Origin of the sequence: Demequina sp. NBRC 110052 (genome assembly GCF_002090075.1) — a bacterium.
Lineage (GTDB): Bacteria > Actinomycetota > Actinomycetes > Actinomycetales > Demequinaceae > Demequina.
This window is the reverse complement of sequence record NZ_BBRI01000002.1, coordinates 159,989-176,970: the sequence shown is the minus strand read 5'-3', so window position 1 is coordinate 176,970 and position 16,982 is coordinate 159,989. Positions and strand designations below refer to the sequence as shown.

Here is a 16,982-nt window from a genome sequence, read left to right as displayed (position 1 = left end):
ACGCGCGGATCAGCGCGGGGCGTGAACCGGGACGGGCGTCGCCTCGTCCACTCCGTCCGCGGCGGGCTGCTCGCGACGCGTCACGGCCCAGCCCGCAAGGGCGAAGGCGACGCCAGGCACGCACAGGGCGAGGCCCAGCCAGGTGGGCGCGAGGTAGCCCCAACCCGCAGCGATCACGGCGCCGCCGAGGGCGGCTCCGAGGCTGTTGCCGAGGTTGAGGGCCGAGTGGTTCACGGCAGCCGCCATCGTCTGGCTCTCGCTCGCGACGTCCATGAGACGCGTTTGGATCGCCGGCGAGAGCGCTGCGGCCGACGCGCCGACCAGGAACAGGCCGGCCAGCAGGCCAGGGACGGTGCCGGAGGCGATCGCGAGGGCGATCAGCGCGGCCGCGAAGGCACCGAACATCGTGAGAATCGCGCGCATCGGGTCGCGGTCCGCGAGCCGTCCGCCGACGGCGTTGCCGGCCGTCATGCCGAGGCCGAGCGTGACCAGCGCGAGCGGGACGAAGCCCTCGGACGTCCCTGTGACCTCGGTGGCGAGCGGAGAGACGTAGCTGTAGACCGCGAAGAAGCCGCCGAAGCCGATCGCGCCCGTGAGGAGCGCGAACCACACGGCGGGACGGGAGAATGCGCTGAGCTCGCGGCGCACGGTGGCGTGCGGGTCGCCCGCCTGCCAGGGCACGAGGACGCGGATGGCCGCCGTCGTCGCGGCGAAGATGAGCGCGACCGCGACGTACGCGACGCGCCACCCCGCCTGTTGACCCAGGAACGTGACCGTGGGCACTCCGATGACGTTGGCGATCGTGAGGCCCGTGAGCACGAAGGCCACCGCCCTGCCGCGTCGGCCGGGCCCCATCAGGTCAGCGGCGACCAGCGCCGCGATGCCGAAGTACGCGCCGTGCGGCAGCGCTGCGGCGAATCGGGCGACGACCACCAGCTCGAACGTGGGCGCGGCGGCCGACGCGAGCGTGCCTACCGTGAACAGGGCGGCGAGGACAGCGAGCAGGGTCCGGCGCGGAAAGCGCGACGCCATCGCGGCGATCGTGGGCGCCCCGACGACGACTCCTGCGGCGTACGCGGAGATCACCATGCCTGCGCGCGCGAGTGCGGCGTCTGGGTCCTGTGCATACAGCTCGGGAAGCAGGTCGCGCGCGATGTCGGGAAGCAGGCCCATCGCCACGAACTCCGTGGTGCCGATGCCGAAGCCGCCGAGCGCGAGCGCGAGGAGCGAGAGACGGACGCGGGTGGGGCTGAGCGCGGGCATGGCGGGATCCGATCCGAGTGGGGTGAGAGGACCGCTCGCCGTCGAGCAGGCGCGCCTATGGCGCACGGGTGTCAACGATAGCGGCCGGCCGTGCGATTCCCGGATCGGATCCCGGTGCGCGAATCAGCCCTCGAGGATCGCGGCGCGCAGCCACTCGGCAGGGACGCCGAGCCCCTCGACGAGGGGGAGCGCGTGAGGGCGCAGCTCCCTGCACAGTGCGTCGATCTGCTCCCCGAGAGCCTTGGCGCGCCCTGCGGACATGCGGTGGTGCTCCATGAACCAGGCCCGGTCGCCGTGGATGGACCCGAGCGCGTAGAGCGAGCACACGCGTTCCATCACATCCCGCGTCTCCGGATCCTCGATGGCGTCGAGCGCCTCGACGAACGCCGCGAGCACCTGCCTCTCCACATGCGCGCGCGCGGCGAACTGCATGTGACCTCCGAGCCGGTTGATCGCCTCGAACCTGTCACCGTCCTCGCGTCCTGCCTGGCGAGCGCGCCTCGCGAGCGCCTCGAGCGTGTGGCGCTCACGCTCCTCGAACATGAGCGCGTGCCAGCCGCGGTCCACCAGTGCCGTCTCCTCGGGACGGCGACGCGCGGTCTCGGCGAGGCGCTCGAACAGCACGGTGGCGCCGGTGCGCTCGATGAACGCCTCGCCTACCGCGCGCGTGGTCGCCTGCACGACGCCCGCACGATCGAGCGCCTTCCACGCCTCCGCGTAGCCCGACAGCATCCCCTTGGCCACGAGCTGCATGAGCACCGTGTTGTCGCCCTCGAAGGTCGCGAAGATGTCGACGTCCTCCCGGATGCCGACGATGCGGTTCTCGCTCATGTAGCCCGCGCCGCCGCATGCTTCGCGCGCCTCCTGCACGGCGTCGTTCGCGAACCATGAGGTCATCGCCTTGAGGCCGGCGGCACGCAGTTCCAGCTCGCGCTGGTCGTCCTCGGTGTGCTCTCCCCCGCCCTGGATGTGCACCAGGCGACCGGTGAGCTCGTTCTGGGCGAACCCGAGCGCGTACGCGCGGGCGACGCGCGGGAGCAGACGGCGCTGGTGCGTGGCGTAGTCGAGAAGCAGCACGCCGTCCTGACGCCCGGGGGCCGGGAACTGGCGTCGGCGCAGTCCGTGGCGTACGGCGATCGAGAGCGCACGGCGCGCGGCGATGCCGGAGCCGGCTGCGATGCACACGCGCCCTCGCACGAGGGTGCCGAGCATCGTGAAGAACCGACGGTTGGGGTTCTCGATCTCGGAGACGTACACGCCGTCCTCGGTGACGCCGCCGTAGCGGTCGAGGAGCATGCGGCGCGGCACTCGCACGTGGTCGAATCGCAGCGTGCCGTTGTCCACGCCGAGCAGGCCGCCCTTATGCCCGTGGTCGCCCGTGATGACCCCCGTGGCATCCGCGCCGTCGTCGGTACGGATCGGCACCAGGATCGTGTGCACCCCGTGGCGCTCGCCGTCGACGATGAGCTGACCGAACACCGCCGCCATGGTGCCGTGCGTGGCGGCGTTGCCGAGGTACGCCTTGGTCGCGCCTGGCGTAGGTGAGTCGACCTCGAACTCGTCCGTCTCCGGGATGTAGGTGATGGTGGTCTCGAGGCTCGCGACGTCGGAACCGTGGCCCAGCTCTGTCATCGCGAATGCGCCGAGCAGCCGCAGCGCGGTGATGTCGGGCAGGAAGGTCTCGTGGTGCCACGCGGTGCCCAGGTTCATCACCGCACCGCCGAACAGGCCGAACTGGACGCCCGACTTGATCGTCACTGAGAGGTCGCCGTGAGCGAGAGTCTCGAAGGTCACGACGGCCGTGAGCGGGTCCGAGACCGAGTCCTTGCCGTCGGGCACGCCCGCAGAGCCGAAGCCGGAGTCCTGGAGCTCGCGCAGGCGATCGAGCACCCACTCGCGGGACTCCCCGACCGAGAGCTCCGGGTCGCGCAGCAGATTCTCGGCGGGGAACGCCGCCCGTGCCGCGGCCCGCTCCGCGGCGTACGGCCCGTCGAGGGCGGCGCGCAGCCTCGACCCGAGCGTCGTGATCTGCTCGGCGGGTCCGTCGGTCTGCAAGGTGTCGGTCAACGTCATTGTTGCTCCTTCGGTGGTGGGTGCGCCTCGGAGGGCGCGTGTCACTCTCTGAGCGCGCCTGCGAAAGCGGGTGCGAAGAGCGCGGAGATCTGAGCGACGACGATGTCGCGCGGTGGGCGGGGTTCAGCGGCCATCCATCGGTCTGCCGACGCGCGGACGAAGCCGACGAGCCCGTGGCCCCACGTGGCGGCCTGGTCGGTCTCGAGGCCACGGTGGCGGAGCCTGCCGGCGATCGCATCGGCGACGTGGTCGCCGATCAGCGCAGTGAGGGAGCCTGCAGGATCGATCGTCTGCTCGCCCGTGCTCGGGGGCCGATGCAGCACGAATCTGTAGATCTCGGGATCGCGCTCCACGAGGCGAAGGTAGGCGTCGGCGAGATCGTGCACGAGCTGCTCGAGGTCCCGGTCCTCAGTGGACGAGAGTGCCTCGGTGACCCCGGCGTGGATGTAGTCGTGCACGGAGTCGACCACGGCGGCGTAGAGGCCGGAGCGGTCGCCGAAGTGCCGGTAGACGACTGTCTTGGAGGTGCCGGCGCGGGCTGCGATCTCCTCCATGCTCACGCCCCCACCGTGCACCCGGATGGCACGCAGGGCGTGGCTCACCAGCTCGCGGCGCCGCTGCGCGCGATGCGCCTCCCAGCGCGTGTCCCTGCCGTCGACCTTGACGTCTGCCATGCCTTCAATATAACAAGTACTCCGGGTATCTGCTACCGTCGGTATCGGAGAGTTCCCCATCTGCATCGGAGGCACTATGAACCACAACGTCGTGGTCGTCGGAGGAAACCGCACGCCATTCGCCAAGGCCGGAGGACCTCTGCGCGAGGCCTCGAACCATGACCTGCTCACTGCGGCGCTCGACGGACTCGTCGCGCGCCACGGACTCGCTGGAGTGCGACTCGGCGAGGTCGCGGGCGGCGCGGTCCTCAAGCACTCGAAAGACTTCAACCTCACGCGCGAGGCCGTGCTCAGCTCGGCCCTGTCCCCCCTCACGCCGGCGTGCGACCTGCAGCAGGCCTGTGCCACTGGCCTCGAGACGACCATGTACATCGCGAACAAGATCGCCCTGGGGCAGCTCGACGCAGGAATTGCCGCCGGAGTCGATTCGACGTCCGATGCTCCGATCGCCGTGAGCGACGGACTGCGCCGGATTCTGCTGGCGGCCCAGGCCGCCAAGACGCCCGCCGCCCGCCTCAAGGCGCTCGCTCGCATCCGGCCGTCGCACCTCGCGCCGCAGGCTCCGAGCGTCGCGGAGCCGCGCACGGGCCTGTCCATGGGCGAGCACCAGGCGCTCACCGGCGCGCGCTGGTCGGTCACCCGGGAGGAACAGGACGAGATCGCCGCTGAGTCGCACCGCAAGCTCGCTGCTGCGTGGCAGGAAGGCTTCTTCGACGACCTGGTCACGCCCTACCTGGGCCTCGCCAAGGACGCGATCCTGCGCCCAGACACGACCGTCGAGAAGCTCTCCGCGCTCCGTCCCGTCTTCGGGGGCCCCGAGGGCACGATGACCGCGGGCAACTCGACCGCGCTGTCCGACGGCGCGGCCGCCGTGCTGCTCGCGAGCGAGACGTGGGCAAAGGAGCGTGGACTCCCGATGCTCGCGAGAATCGTCGATGCCGAGATCGCCGCAGTCGATCACCCCGGCGGCGACGACCTGCTGCTCGGCCCCGTCGCCGCCACGGGCCGCCTGCTCGCACGGCAGGGTCTTGAAGTGAGCGACTTCGCGCTCGTGGAGATCCACGAGGCCTTCGCCTCCACCGTCGTAAGCACGCTCAAGGCGTGGGCCGACGAGGAGTACTGCCGGTCGCTCGGACTCGATGGGGCGATCGGCGAGCTCGACCGCGACCGGCTGAACGTCACCGGCTCGTCCCTCGCCGTCGGCCATCCGTTCGCCGCGACAGGCGCGAGGCTTGTCCCGACACTCGCGAAGCTCTTGCACGAGAAGGGTCCAGGCAGCAAGGGCCTCATCTCCGTGTGCGCGGCCGGCGGCCAGGGCCTCGTCGCAATCCTGGAGGCGGTGTGATGAGCGTGCTCGAGAAGGCATTCCACTCCCCCGTCGGACGCAAGGTCGCGGCACGCGCCGGACTCGCGGAGCCGCCAGTGCTGCGCCGCGGCCGCACCTACCCTGGTGGCGCCCTGGTGCTCGCGCAGATCGGCGAGGCCACCTTGGGGGCCCGCACGCTCGACGTGCTCGGGCGCCCGTACGAGGCGCCGGTGCTCGACGGCGGCGAGGACGTCACGCCCGGCTACGGCGACCGCATCGGCGCCGTAGTCATTGACGCCACCGAGGTGACGCGCATCGATCAGCTCGAGCACGTGCGCGCCGTGCTGAGGCCCGCTGTGCGGGGGCTCGAGGGATCCGGTCGAGTGGTGATCCTCGCGCGCCCCGCCGGAGGCGACTGGGAGCAGCGCGCCGTCGCGCGCGCGCTCGACGGGATCGACCGGACCGTAGCCAAGGAGCTGCGACGAGGCGCCACGTCCAACCTTGTGCGCGTCGAGGAGGGCGCGACCCCTGCTGACGTCGCGTCGACTCTGGAGTTCCTGCTCCAGGGACGCTCGGCCTTCGTCGACGGACAGACCTGGGCGGTGGGCCACGCCCCTTCGGTCGCGGGCATCTCGGAGCGGCCGCTCGACGGCCGGATCGTCGTCGTCACGGGCGCGGCCCGCGGCATCGGCGCGGCCATCGCGCGCACCCTTGCCCGTGACGGGGCCGAGATCGTGGCCGTCGACGTGCCCGCCGCTGGCGAGTCGCTGGCGGCGGTGGCCAACGAGGTGGGCGGCACCGCGCTGCAGCTCGACATCACCGCGCCCGACGCCGGGGCCAGGATCGCGGGCCTGGTCGCCTCGCGCGGGGCTCGGATCCACGGAGTGGTGCATAACGCAGGCATCACGCGCGACAAGATGCTCGCGAACACGGATCAGAGCCGCTGGGCATCCGTGCTCCAGGTGAACCTCGCGGCCCAGATGCGCATGAACGAGGTGCTTCTCGATCCCGCGGTGGACGGCGGGGTCGCCGAAGGCGGACGCATCGTCGGCATCGCCTCGACCTCGGGCCTGGCCGGCAACAAGGGCCAGACGAACTACGCCGCCTCCAAGGCGGGAGTCGCGGGCCTCGTGGAGGCGATGGCGCCCGATCTCGCTTCGCGAGCCATCACTGCGAACGCGGTGGCTCCGGGGTTCATCGAGACCGACATGACTGCCAAGATCCCCTTCGTGCAGCGCGAGGTGTTCCGGCGCTCCAACAGCCTGAGCCAGGGCGGCAGCCCCGTCGACGTCGCGGAGACGATCGGATACTTGCTCGATCCGGCGTCGCAGGGCGTCACGGGCCAGGTGATCCGCGTGTGCGGCCAGAACCTGGTGGGCGCCTGATGGGAGCCGACACCGAGGCGACCGCGCGCCGGGAGGTGCGGGTGACCGACGCATCGGGCCTGCGCACCGCGTTCGTGCGAGCGATGATGCCCGCAGGACGAGCGCCGGCGCGCGTGCCCTCGCACTCCCTCGTCCTGGAGCACGTGGTCCAGGACCCCGCGCGGCTTGCCGCGTACGACCGCGTGTGCGGCTTCACGCTGCGCGACTCCGTACCGCCGACGTGGCTTCACGTGCTGGCGTTCCCCCTGCATGTGCGCCTGCTCGGCGCGCAGGACAGCACGGTGCGTCTGGTCGGCGCGGTGCACGTGCGCAACACGATGACCCTGCACCGGCCGGTGGGCGTCGGCGAAGCCCTCAGGATCGAGGTGCACGCGGAAGCGCCGCGCCCGCACGTCAAGGGCGCACTCGTCGACCTTGTCGGCGCGATCAGCGTGCATGACGAGACGGTCTGGACCGGCGTGAGCACGTACCTCGCTCAGGGCTCGCATGTCGCGGGCGATCCGGTCGACCTGCCACGCGATCACTTCGAGCCTGGCACGCCGCAAGGGCTGTGGCGCCTGAAGGGCGATCTGGGAAAGCGCTACAAGGCCGTGTCAGGCGACCCGAACCCCATCCACACCAGCCGGGTCATGGCGCGCGCCTTCGGCTTCCCGCGCCCGCTGATCCATGGAATGTGGACGCACGCACACGCGCTCGCGCAGCTCGAGAGCCGGCTCCCCGACGCGTACACCGCGACAGTTGGGTTCGCGCGCCCGGTTCTGCTGCCCGGCACCGTCGGCTACAGGACCGCCGCCCACGACGGCGGCTGGGACTGCGCGGTCACGACAAAGGACGGCGCCAGGCCGCACCTGCTGATGAGGGTCGAACCGTGAACCTCTGGTTCCGCCTGCTAATGCACACGCTGTGGCGACGACGCGCGGACCTGTCTCCGTGGGACACCGCCGTGACGCCATTTCGCGTGGTCCCCACCGACCTCGACGTCCTGGGCCACATGAACAACGGGCGCTTCGCCACGCTCATGGACCTGGGACGCGCCGACCTCATGCGCCGCTCGGGAATGGCCCGCCGGGCCCGCGCGCTCGGCTGGTACGCGGTCGTGGCCGGGCAGACCCTCACGTATCGCCGCTCCCTCACCCTGGGGCAGTCGTTCGAGCTCTCCACGCGCGTGCTCGGCGTCGACGACGACTGGTTCTACATGGACCAGCGATTCACCTGCGGAGATGCGCTCGTGGCCCACGCGATCGTGCGCGCACGGTTCCTCAAGCGCCGCGGCGGCTCCGTCCGGATCGACGAGCTCGAGACTCTGCTCGGCGAGATTCCGGGTACTCTTCAGGTCCCGGATTGGGTGCGGGAGTGGACCTCCCTCACCCGCCTTCCCTACGACGCGGATCTCCCCATCAAGGAGGATGGACGATGACTACCACGCCGCACGACGCCGACGCTGGGCTCGACCCGGTCGCTGGCGAGGACCGCCCCTGGTTCAACTTCTACGGACCTGCCGTGCCGCGCCGCATCGCGCCGCTCGAGGACACGTCGCTTGGACAGATGGTGTCCGACACGGCATCCCGCTTCGGCGATGCGCCAGCGTTCTCCAACCTCGGCGGCACGCTCTCGTTCCACGACGTCGATCAGCTGGCGACGCGATTCGCCGCCTTCCTTCAGCACGACCTGGGCCTGCGCAAGGGCGACCGCATCGTCATCCAGATGCCGAACCTGCTTCAGTACCCGGTCGCCCTCTACGGCGCGCTGCGCGCGGGCCTCATCGTCGTGAACGCCAACCCGCTCTACACCACGCGCGAGATGACAGGGGTGTTCAAGGACGCCAAGCCACGCGCGATCGTGGTGCTCGCGAACTTCGCTGACAAGGTGGAGGACGTGCTGCCTTCGACCTCGATCGAGCACGTCATCGTCACGCAGGTCGGCGACCTGCTGCCCTCCCCCAAGCGTCAGATCGTCAACTTCGTGGCAGCGAAGATCAAGAAGACGGTGCCCGCCTATCACCTGCCGAACGCGATCGCGTTCACGACGGCGCTTGCCAAGGGACGTGCCGAGCGCTTCGACGACCCCGTCGTGATGCCCGACGACGTCGCGTTCCTGCAGTACACCGGCGGCACCACCGGGGGTGCGAAGGCCGCGGTCCTCACGCACCGCAATCTGCTCGCCAACCAGGATCAGTTCATGGCGCAGGTGCGGCAGACGCTCGGCGAGGAGCGTCAGTCGACGATCATTGCCGCGCTCCCGCTCTATCACGTCTTCGCACTCACGGTGAACTGCATCGGGTTCTTCCGCTTCGGCGCGAAGAACGAACTGATCACGAACCCTCGCGACATCCCCGGTTTCGTCAAGACGCTCTCGCAGGTCAAGCCCGATGCGATCGTGCTCGTGAGCACGCTCGCGGGCGCCCTCATGGACAACGAGCACTTCAAGGAGCTCGACTTCGAACGCATGAGCCTCACCGTGGCGGGCGGCATGGCCGTGCGCTCCGCCGTCGCGGACCGCTGGAAGGCCGTCACCGGCACGGACATCATCGAGGGCTACGGGCTCACGGAGGCCTCCCCTGTGGTGAGCGTCAACCCCACGCACATGGCGCCCCGCGTCGGCACGATCGGCGTGCCACTTCCCTCCACCGACGTGCGCATCGTCGACGACGAACGCAACGTCGTGCCTCAGGGCACCGCAGGCGAGCTCGCGGTGCGCGGCCCGCAGGTGATGCGCGGCTACTGGAACAACGACGAGGAGACGGCTCGCGTCCTCACCGACGACGGATGGCTGCTGACGGGCGACATCGCCGTCATGGACGAGGACGGCTTCTTCACCATCGTGGACCGCAAGAAGGAGATCATCGTCGCCTCGGGCTTCAACGTCTACCCGGGTGAGATCGAGGACGCGGCGATGATGCACCCGCTCGTGGTCGAAGCGGGCGCCATCCCGATCCCCGACGAGCGCGCCGGCGAGGTGCCCAAGCTGTTCGTGGTGCGCCGCGACGACTCTCTGACGGAGGAGGCCCTCAAGGCGTTCCTCAAGGAGCGTCTCACCGGCTACAAGCGGCCGCGCGCGATCGAGTTCATCGACGAGCTGCCCAAGACGAACGTCGGCAAGGTGCTGCGCCGTGCCCTCCGGGAGCGCGAGGCCGCGCGGGGCGCTTCAGAAGGCTGACACCGCCCGGCTCAGGCCGCGTCGATGTCGCCCGCTCCGCCGTCGACGGCGAGATCGCGCGGCACGGCGCGCCCCTTCTCGACGGACGCGCGCGCATCGAGAATGCGCTGGTTGCGGCTGCCGCGATGAGCCAGGGTGAGGTCTCGCTGGGCGAGCTCGAATCGACCGTCGACGAGTGTGTCCACCTCGGCCAGCAGCACCTGCTTGTCCTCGGAGTCGGCGATGATCTCCTCGAACGTGTAGCCGGTCCAGCACCAGACGTCCTTGCTTCGTCCGAAGCGCTCGCGCATCGCCGTCACGATCCTGAGGGCCACCTGGGTGTTGAGGAAGGGCTCGCCGCCGAGCAGCGACAGTCCCTGAACTGCCGGATGCGCAAGATCACCCAGGATGCGCTCGTGCAACGCATCGTCGTAGGGGCGCCCGCATCGGAAGCTCCAGGCATCCTCGTTGAAGCACCCCTCGCACTTGAACAGGCATCCGCTGACATAGAGGCTGCACCGGACGCCCTCGCCGTCCACGAAGGAGAACGGCTTGTAGTCAGCGACGTAGCCGTGACTGACCTTGTCCGCTACCCATAGCCGTGGGTCAGGGTCGAGTGCCACGACAGCCCTCAGGGGCGGGAGGACGGCGCCTGACCGTCCTCGATCAGCGCGCTGAGGGGAACTCGGACGTCGCCGTCCATGTGCTTCACGCGCGAAGAGATCTCGACGTGGCGGCCGTGGACCATGGGCCGCTGCTGAGGGTTGCCGAGGTAGCCGCACGTGCGCTTGACGACGTCGCACGTGCGCGGGTCCTCATTGCCGCACTGCGGACATGCGAACCCCGCGGCGGTCGGGTCGAAGTCGCCCGCGTATCCGCACTCGTAGCAACGGTCGATCGGCGTGTTGGTGCCGAGATACCCGACCCGGTCGTACGCGTAGTCCCACACCGCTTCGAGAGCCTTGGGGTTCTGACGCAGGACCGGGTACTCGCAGTAGTGGATGAAGCCACCTGACGTGTACTGCGCGTACTCCGCCTCGAAGTCGAGCTTCTCGAACGGCGTGGGGTTCTTGCGCACGTCGTAGTGGAAGCTGTTGGTGTAGTAGTCCTTGTCTGTGATGTCGGGCACCGAGCCGAAGCGCTCCTTGTCGAGCCGGCAGAAGCGGTCGGTAAGGCTCTCGGATGGGGTCGAGTACACGCTGACCCAATAGCCGGACTCGGCGGCCCACGACTTCGCGTGGTCGCGCAGAGACTCGAGGATGGACACCGTCAGTGCCTTCGCCTCGGGGTCGGACTCCCACGCGGGGCCGTAGAACGCGGTGGCGACCTCGTAGAGCCCGATGTAGCCCAGGGACACCGTGGCGCGCCCGTCACGGAAGAGGGTGTCGACGTCGTCGTCGGGTCCGAGCCGCTTGCCGAAAGCGCCGTGCACGTACAGGATCGGCGCATTGCCCGGCACGGCCTCCTTGCAACGCGCGACGCGGTACATCAGGGCGTCCCGCATCGTCGCGAGGCGCTCCTCCAGTAGGGCCCAGAAGGTCCCGAGATCGCCGTCGGACTCGAGCGCGATCCTTGGCAGATTGAGCGTGACGACGCCCAGGTTCATCCTGCCCTCGACGACATCCTCTCCATCGGCGTCCGTCCATCCCTGGAGGAACGACCGGCACCCCATCGGCGCCTTGAAGGAGCCTGTGAGCTCGACGACCTTGTCATAGCTGAGCACGTCCGGGTACATGCGCTTGGTGGCGCACTCGACCGCCATCTGCTTGATGTCGTAGTTCGGGTCGCCTTCGGCGAGGTTCAGACCTCGCTTGAGCGTGAAGAGGAGCTTGGGGAAGATTGCGGTGCGGCCCTCCTTGCCGAGCCCGCGCATGCGGATCTCGAGGATGGCCTTCTGGATCTCGCGCTCGTACCAGGACGTGCCGAGCCCGAACCCCACCGAGGTGAACGGCGTCTGACCGTTGGACGTGAACAGGGTGTTGATCTCGTACTCGAGCGACTGCATCGCGTCGTAGATGTCCTTGCGGGTGCGGGCGCTGGCGTACTCCTCGTGCTGCGCGGGATCGGAGATCCACTCGCGCGCCTCGTCCAGATGCTTGGCGTGATTGGCCTGCGCGTACGGAGCGAGAAGCTCGTCGATACGGTTGACGGTCGCGCCGCCGTACTGCGAGGACGAGACGTTGGCGATGATCTGCGCGATCTGCGCCGTCGCGGTCTGGATGGAGCGCGGGGGCTCGACCTGCGCGTTGCCGATGCGGAAGCCCTTCGCGAGCATCGTCTTGAAGTCGATGAGGCAGCAGTTCGTCATCGGCGCGTAGGGGTGGTAATCGAGGTCGTGGTAGTGGATGTCGCCCTTCTGGTGCGCATTCGCGACGTGCGCGGGAAGCAGCCGAAGGCCGATGGACTTGCCGACCATGCCCGCCGTCAGGTCGCGCTGGGTGTTGAACACCTCAGCATCCTTGTTCGCGTTCTCATTGACGACCGCCTTGTCCTTGTCGAGGAGCTTGGTGATCGAGTGGTTGAGGTCCGTCGCCTGCGCGCGCGCGAAGTCGCGCTGCACGCGGTAGTCGATGTACGCGCGTGCGACGTCGTACTGCCGCGCCTCGAGCAGCACGTGCTCGACGACGCTCTGGATCTCGTAGATCTTCACCGTCTGCGCGTAGCGGGATGCGATCTCCTCGTGGATGCGGTGCACGAGCTCAGACAGCGTGCGCTCGTCCATCTCGGAAAGAGGCCCGTGGACCTCGCCGTAGGCCTTGGCGACGGCGTTGCGGATGCGAGTGTCGTCGAATCGCAGCGTGCGTCCGTCGCGCTTGACGACCTCCACTGCCAGACCTGCAGGTCGGCTCGTCGCCGCGACCCGGCGTGCGTCGTGGTCAAGAATGGTCATGTCCCGCTCCCCGCCGCGGTCGTGCCCGATGACCCGGCTCCTGCGCCGATTCGGGGCTGCGACCACTACATCTAGTGTCTCCTGCGAGATTCAACGCTAGATCTCGTAGTTCCACAGGCCTGGGCCCTTGGTCCCGCATCGGGCTGCGCGGGGTCCCCAAGCCTCGATTTCTCGCACGGCGCGGCCTGCACATCCGCCGCATCGGATGTGTACTGCTCGGCGTGTCGCGGCACGGCGCCCGCGTGTCGGCGACTCAGTCGAGCTCCCCGCTCAGGCGGTCGCGCCGGATTCGCGGACCGCGGTCCCGAGTCGCGGGTCGAGCATCGCGCCGGTCGCACTCATCACGACGTCCGCGCCGACGCCGCGATAGGCCACGACATCGGCCAACGTCAGGACCCCTCCGACGCCGACGACCTCGAACCAGTCCCCCGCTTCCCTGAGGCGTGACAGTCGCGCGACCATGTCCAGCCCGGCCCAGCGAATCGCGCGCCCGCACACGCCCGCAGTGTCGCGGCCCTCGCCTGGAAGCGCCTGGCGACCGCGCTCGTCCACCAGACGCGCCGGCAGCGTGTTGATGGCGGCGTAGCCGTGCACCAGGTCCCGCGTGGCCCCGACCAGGGACGCGAGAGCATCGTCGGACGCGAAGTAGGCGAGTTTGAGCACCAGCGGCACATCGCCGATCTCGCCCTTGACGGCCTCCACCACTCGCACCACGCCTGGGGTGTCGAAGCACAGGAGATCCCCTGTGCCCTCATTCGGGCAGCTGAGGTTGAGTTCCATGGCCCGTGCTCCGGTCTCTGCGACGAGTCGGGCGGCAGTCGCATGATCCGCCACCAGCGCCTGGGCGTCGCCCCCGTGCCGCGTGCCCTGAAAGGAACCGACGAGGAGCTGACCCTCACCTGCCGCCGCGACCGCAGCCGCCATGTCCGGCTGCCATACGTCGGGATCGCGAGAGGGCACACCGAAGGAGTTGGAGATGCTCGTGGCGCCCGCCAAACGCTCGTCGGCCAGCACCGGACGCCGCGCGGTCGAGGGGTCGAGGTCGCCCTTGACGTGCACGGCGAGAGTGTTCGGGAACGGATGGCACGGGTGCGGCCCCGTGCGCACGGTCTTGTACACCGCGACATCGAAGCCGTGCCGGAAGGCGGCGGCGCAGTACGCCGCGTTCACGAGAGGACCTGCCGGAATGCCGAACGCGGAGTGCACGGGAACGCCCCATGCGTGTGCCGCGGGAGACCCTGCGGGCGGGTCCACCACCGCATCGGGCAGGCCGAAGGGGCCCGCGACGAGGTTCTCCTCGTACGTGCGCAACGGGTCATAGAAGGCATGCATCATCGGCGACGTTAATGCCGCCGATGCGGCCCGGCCCGGGACCTGCGGACCCCATGGGCCCTTGGTCCCGGCAGGAATCGGCGCGGATGGCGAGACTGGAGGGGCCGGCAACGGGGCCGGCAGGACGCACGAAGGGGTGCGCTATGGCGAAGTACGTCTTCGACTTCAGCGAAGGCAACAGGGACCTCAAGGACCTCCTCGGCGGCAAGGGCGCGAACCTCGCCGAGATGACAAACCTCGGGCTGCCGGTGCCACCGGGATTCACCATCACGACAGAGACCTGTCGCACGTACATGACCACGGGCACGCTCCCGCCCGAGCTGCGCGTCCAGGTCACCATGGCGCTGCGAGGGCTCGAGGACGCGCTGGGACGCATGCTCGGCGACCCGCAGGACCCCCTGCTGGTCTCGGTGCGCTCGGGAGCCAAGTTCTCGATGCCGGGCATGATGGAGACGGTCCTCAACGTGGGGCTCAACGACGCATCCGTCCACGGCCTCGCGCGCTTCGCGGGCGACGAGCGGTTCGCATGGGATTCCTACCGCCGCCTGATCCAGATGTTCGGCAAGACGGTCCTGGACATCGACGGCGAGCTCTTCTCCGACGCGCTCGACGCAGCCAAGCAGGCCCACGGCGCCGTCGCCGACACGGACCTGCCGGCCGAGGCGCTGCACGCACTGGTGGACGAGTTCAAGGACATCGTCCGCCGCGAGTCGGGCCGCGAGTTTCCCCAGCACCCCAGGGAGCAGCTCGACCTCGCCATCGAGGCGGTCTTCAACTCGTGGAACACCGAGCGCGCACGCCTCTACCGGCGCCGCGAGCGGATCTCCGACGACCTGGGCACCGCGGTCAACATCGTCGCCATGGTCTTCGGCAACCTCGGTGACGACTCCGGCACGGGCGTGTGCTTCACGCGCGACCCCGCAACCGGCATGACCGGCGACTACGGCGACTACCTCCCGAACGCGCAGGGCGAGGATGTGGTGGCGGGCATCCGCAACACGCTGTCGCTCGAGGACTTCGAGAAGCTCGACCCCGAGGCGTATGGGGAGCTCAAGCAGGTGATGCGTCGGCTTGAGACCCACTACCGCGACCTGTGCGACATCGAGTTCACCGTGGAGCGCGGGAAGCTCTGGATGTTGCAGACACGCGTAGGCAAACGCACCGCTGCCGCGGCGTTCCGGATCGCCAAGCAGCTTGTGGACGAGCACATCATCACTCTCGACGAGGCGCTTGAGCGTGTGACGGGTGAGCAGCTCAGCAAGCTGATGTTCCCGCAGTTCGATGCAGGGGCGGAGACGACGCTGCTCGCCAAGGGTATGGCTGCCTCGCCCGGCGCTGCGGTCGGCGCGGCCGTCTTCTCGTCGGCGACGGCGCAGGAGTGGGCGGCGCAGGGCAAGAAGGTGATCCTGGTGCGTCGTGAGACGAACCCGGACGACCTGGGCGGCATGATCGCGTCGGTCGGCGTGCTCACGTCCCGAGGCGGCAAGACGTCGCACGCGGCGGTCGTGGCGCGCGGCATGGGCACCACATGCGTCGTCGGCGCGGAGGCTCTCCAGGTGGACGTGCATGCGCGCCGGCTCACGGTGAACGGCACGGTCGTGTCCGAGGGAGATGTCATCGCGATCGATGGCACCTCGGGAGACATCTTTCTGGGCGATGTGCCCGTAGTCTCCTCTCCCGTCGTCCACTACCTCGAGGACGGCCTTGAGGCGACTCTCGAGACCATCGGCGATGACCTGGAGACGCGAGAGCTCGTGGAGGCCGTGGACGCGATCCTCAGCCATGCCGACGCGGCGCGCACCCTCGGTGTCTACGCGAACGCAGACACTCCGGACGACGCGCATCGTGCGCGTTCGCTCGGGGGCGAGGGGATCGGCCTGTGCCGGACCGAGCACATGTTCCTTGGCGATCGGCGTGTGCTGATCGAGCGGCTGATCCTCGCCAAGGACGACGACGCGCAGCAGGCTGCTCTCGACGCCCTGCTCCCGTTGCAGCGCGAGGATTTCGTCGGGCTGCTCGAGCAGATGGACGGCCTTCCGGTGACGATTCGCCTCATCGACCCGCCTCTGCACGAGTTCCTGCCCGACTTCACCGAGCTCTCAGTCAAGGTCGCGCTCGCGAAGGAGCGCGGCGAGTCCGGTCCTGAGGTCGAGCGAGACGTCGAGCTCCTTGCCGCCGTCGATCGACACCGCGAGGCCAACCCGATGCTGGGTCTGCGCGGCGTGCGCTTGGGAATCGTGATCCCTGGGCTGTTCGCTCTCCAGATGCGGGCGATCGCGCAGGCGCAGGCCGCGCGCATCAAGGCCGGCGGGGACCCGCATGCGGAGATCATGATTCCGCTAGCCGCCTCGATCATGGAGCTGCACCTGGTGAAGGACGAGGCGGACCGCATTCTCGCTGAGGTCGCCGCCGAGGAGGGCGTCGAGTTCGAGATCCCGGTGGGCGCGATGGTCGAGCTGCCACGGGCGGCGCTCACGGCCGACCGGATGGCAGACGTCGCCGAGTTCTTCTCCTTCGGCACGAACGACCTCACCCAGACGACGTGGGGCTTCTCGCGCGACGACGTCGAGGGCGCGTTCTTCACCGAGTACACGGAGCATGGCGTGTTCTCGGTGTCGCCGTTCGAGTCGATCGACACGCAGGGCGTGGGCCGCCTGGTCCGGATCGCCGCGAAGGAGGGTCGCGAGTCTCGTCCGGACCTGCGGCTCGGCGTGTGCGGCGAGCACGGTGGCGACCCCGAGTCGATCCACTTCTTCCACGAGGTGGGACTCGATTACGTCTCCTGCTCCCCGTTCCGCATCCCGATCGCGCGCCTCGAGGCGGGCAGGGCTGCGGTGACGACGGGCGGCGGCGACACCCGCTGACCGCCCACTCCTCGCGTCGCGCCGACAGCGCGCGACGCGAACGGGAGGCCCCGGGCGCGC

12 protein-coding genes are annotated in these 16,982 nt (G+C 69.3%); 6 read left to right on the top strand and 6 right to left on the bottom strand.

Annotation, left to right across the window (positions count from 1 at the left end):
- Window positions 1-9 precede the first annotated feature (9 nt).
- The 3 genes from B7K21_RS00820 to B7K21_RS00810 form a co-directional block, all read right to left on the bottom strand.
- Window positions 10-1,263 (bottom strand): MFS transporter, encoded by a 1,254-nt coding sequence (locus B7K21_RS00820; protein WP_084073043.1) that lies wholly within the window; start codon window positions 1,261-1,263, stop codon window positions 10-12.
- A gap of 123 nt (window positions 1,264-1,386) precedes the next feature.
- Window positions 1,387-3,336, bottom strand: coding sequence for an acyl-CoA dehydrogenase (locus B7K21_RS00815; protein ID WP_084073042.1), 1,950 nt, complete (start codon window positions 3,334-3,336; stop codon window positions 1,387-1,389).
- A gap of 41 nt (window positions 3,337-3,377) precedes the next feature.
- Entirely contained in the window at window positions 3,378-4,010 is a 633-nt protein-coding gene (locus B7K21_RS00810) for a TetR/AcrR family transcriptional regulator (RefSeq protein WP_159448366.1), read from the bottom strand.
- A gap of 76 nt (window positions 4,011-4,086) precedes the next feature.
- Here B7K21_RS00810 and B7K21_RS00805 point away from each other — a divergent pair, with 76 nt between their 5' ends.
- From B7K21_RS00805 to B7K21_RS00785, 5 genes are read left to right on the top strand one after another with little or no spacing between them, the layout of a single operon-like run.
- A complete protein-coding gene (locus B7K21_RS00805; RefSeq protein ID WP_084073040.1) occupies window positions 4,087-5,355 on the top strand; it encodes an acetyl-CoA C-acetyltransferase in 1,269 nt (422 codons plus the stop codon).
- Entirely contained in the window at window positions 5,355-6,701 is a 1,347-nt protein-coding gene (locus tag B7K21_RS00800) for a 3-oxoacyl-ACP reductase (protein WP_084073039.1), read from the top strand. Before B7K21_RS00805 ends, B7K21_RS00800 begins: the two co-directional genes overlap by 1 nt.
- Window positions 6,701-7,573: a MaoC/PaaZ C-terminal domain-containing protein gene (locus tag B7K21_RS00795; RefSeq protein WP_084073038.1), complete on the top strand. Its 873-nt coding sequence runs from the start codon at window positions 6,701-6,703 to the stop codon at window positions 7,571-7,573. The genes B7K21_RS00800 and B7K21_RS00795 overlap by 1 nt, the downstream gene beginning before the upstream one ends.
- Window positions 7,570-8,118 carry a thioesterase family protein gene (locus tag B7K21_RS00790; RefSeq protein WP_084073037.1) on the top strand — a complete coding sequence of 183 codons (549 nt, stop codon included), beginning with the start codon at window positions 7,570-7,572 and terminating at the stop codon, window positions 8,116-8,118. The genes B7K21_RS00795 and B7K21_RS00790 overlap by 4 nt, the downstream gene beginning before the upstream one ends.
- A complete protein-coding gene (locus B7K21_RS00785; RefSeq protein WP_084073036.1) occupies window positions 8,115-9,857 on the top strand; it encodes an AMP-binding protein in 1,743 nt (580 codons plus the stop codon). Before B7K21_RS00790 ends, B7K21_RS00785 begins: the two co-directional genes overlap by 4 nt.
- A gap of 11 nt (window positions 9,858-9,868) precedes the next feature.
- On the opposite strand, the gene nrdG is transcribed toward B7K21_RS00785, so the two are convergent.
- The 3 genes from nrdG to B7K21_RS00770 form a co-directional block, all read right to left on the bottom strand.
- Window positions 9,869-10,459 carry an anaerobic ribonucleoside-triphosphate reductase activating protein gene (gene nrdG / locus B7K21_RS00780; protein WP_084073035.1) on the bottom strand — a complete coding sequence of 197 codons (591 nt, stop codon included), beginning with the start codon at window positions 10,457-10,459 and terminating at the stop codon, window positions 9,869-9,871.
- Between the two features lie 8 nt (window positions 10,460-10,467).
- Entirely contained in the window at window positions 10,468-12,726 is a 2,259-nt protein-coding gene (gene nrdD / locus B7K21_RS00775; RefSeq protein ID WP_084073034.1) for an anaerobic ribonucleoside-triphosphate reductase, read from the bottom strand.
- A gap of 270 nt (window positions 12,727-12,996) precedes the next feature.
- Window positions 12,997-14,061 (bottom strand): hypothetical protein, encoded by a 1,065-nt coding sequence (locus tag B7K21_RS00770; protein ID WP_084073033.1) that lies wholly within the window; start codon window positions 14,059-14,061, stop codon window positions 12,997-12,999.
- Window positions 14,062-14,201: 140 nt separating this feature from the next.
- Here B7K21_RS00770 and ppdK point away from each other — a divergent pair, with 140 nt between their 5' ends.
- On the top strand, window positions 14,202-16,922 hold the full coding sequence (ppdK, locus tag B7K21_RS00765) for a pyruvate, phosphate dikinase (protein WP_084073032.1): 2,721 nt from the start codon (window positions 14,202-14,204) through the stop codon (window positions 16,920-16,922).
- The last annotated feature ends 60 nt before the right edge of the window (window positions 16,923-16,982 follow it).

What these genes read in the sequence shown, in the direction of transcription:
- ppdK (WP_084073032.1), top strand. Translation starts at nt 14,202, where the DNA reads ATGGCGAAGTACGTCTTCGACTTCAGCGAAGGCAACAGGGACCTCAAG.
- B7K21_RS00795 (WP_084073038.1), top strand. Translation starts at nt 6,701, where the DNA reads ATGGGAGCCGACACCGAGGCGACCGCGCGCCGGGAGGTGCGGGTGACC.
- nrdD (WP_084073034.1), bottom strand. Translation starts at nt 12,726, where the DNA reads ATGACCATTCTTGACCACGACGCACGCCGGGTCGCGGCGACGAGCCGA.
- B7K21_RS00770 (WP_084073033.1), bottom strand. Translation starts at nt 14,061, where the DNA reads ATGATGCATGCCTTCTATGACCCGTTGCGCACGTACGAGGAGAACCTC.
- B7K21_RS00820 (WP_084073043.1), bottom strand. Translation starts at nt 1,263, where the DNA reads ATGCCCGCGCTCAGCCCCACCCGCGTCCGTCTCTCGCTCCTCGCGCTC.
- B7K21_RS00800 (WP_084073039.1), top strand. Translation starts at nt 5,355, where the DNA reads ATGAGCGTGCTCGAGAAGGCATTCCACTCCCCCGTCGGACGCAAGGTC.
- B7K21_RS00805 (WP_084073040.1), top strand. Translation starts at nt 4,087, where the DNA reads ATGAACCACAACGTCGTGGTCGTCGGAGGAAACCGCACGCCATTCGCC.
- B7K21_RS00785 (WP_084073036.1), top strand. Translation starts at nt 8,115, where the DNA reads ATGACTACCACGCCGCACGACGCCGACGCTGGGCTCGACCCGGTCGCT.
- B7K21_RS00810 (WP_159448366.1), bottom strand. Translation starts at nt 4,010, where the DNA reads ATGGCAGACGTCAAGGTCGACGGCAGGGACACGCGCTGGGAGGCGCAT.
- B7K21_RS00815 (WP_084073042.1), bottom strand. Translation starts at nt 3,336, where the DNA reads ATGACGTTGACCGACACCTTGCAGACCGACGGACCCGCCGAGCAGATC.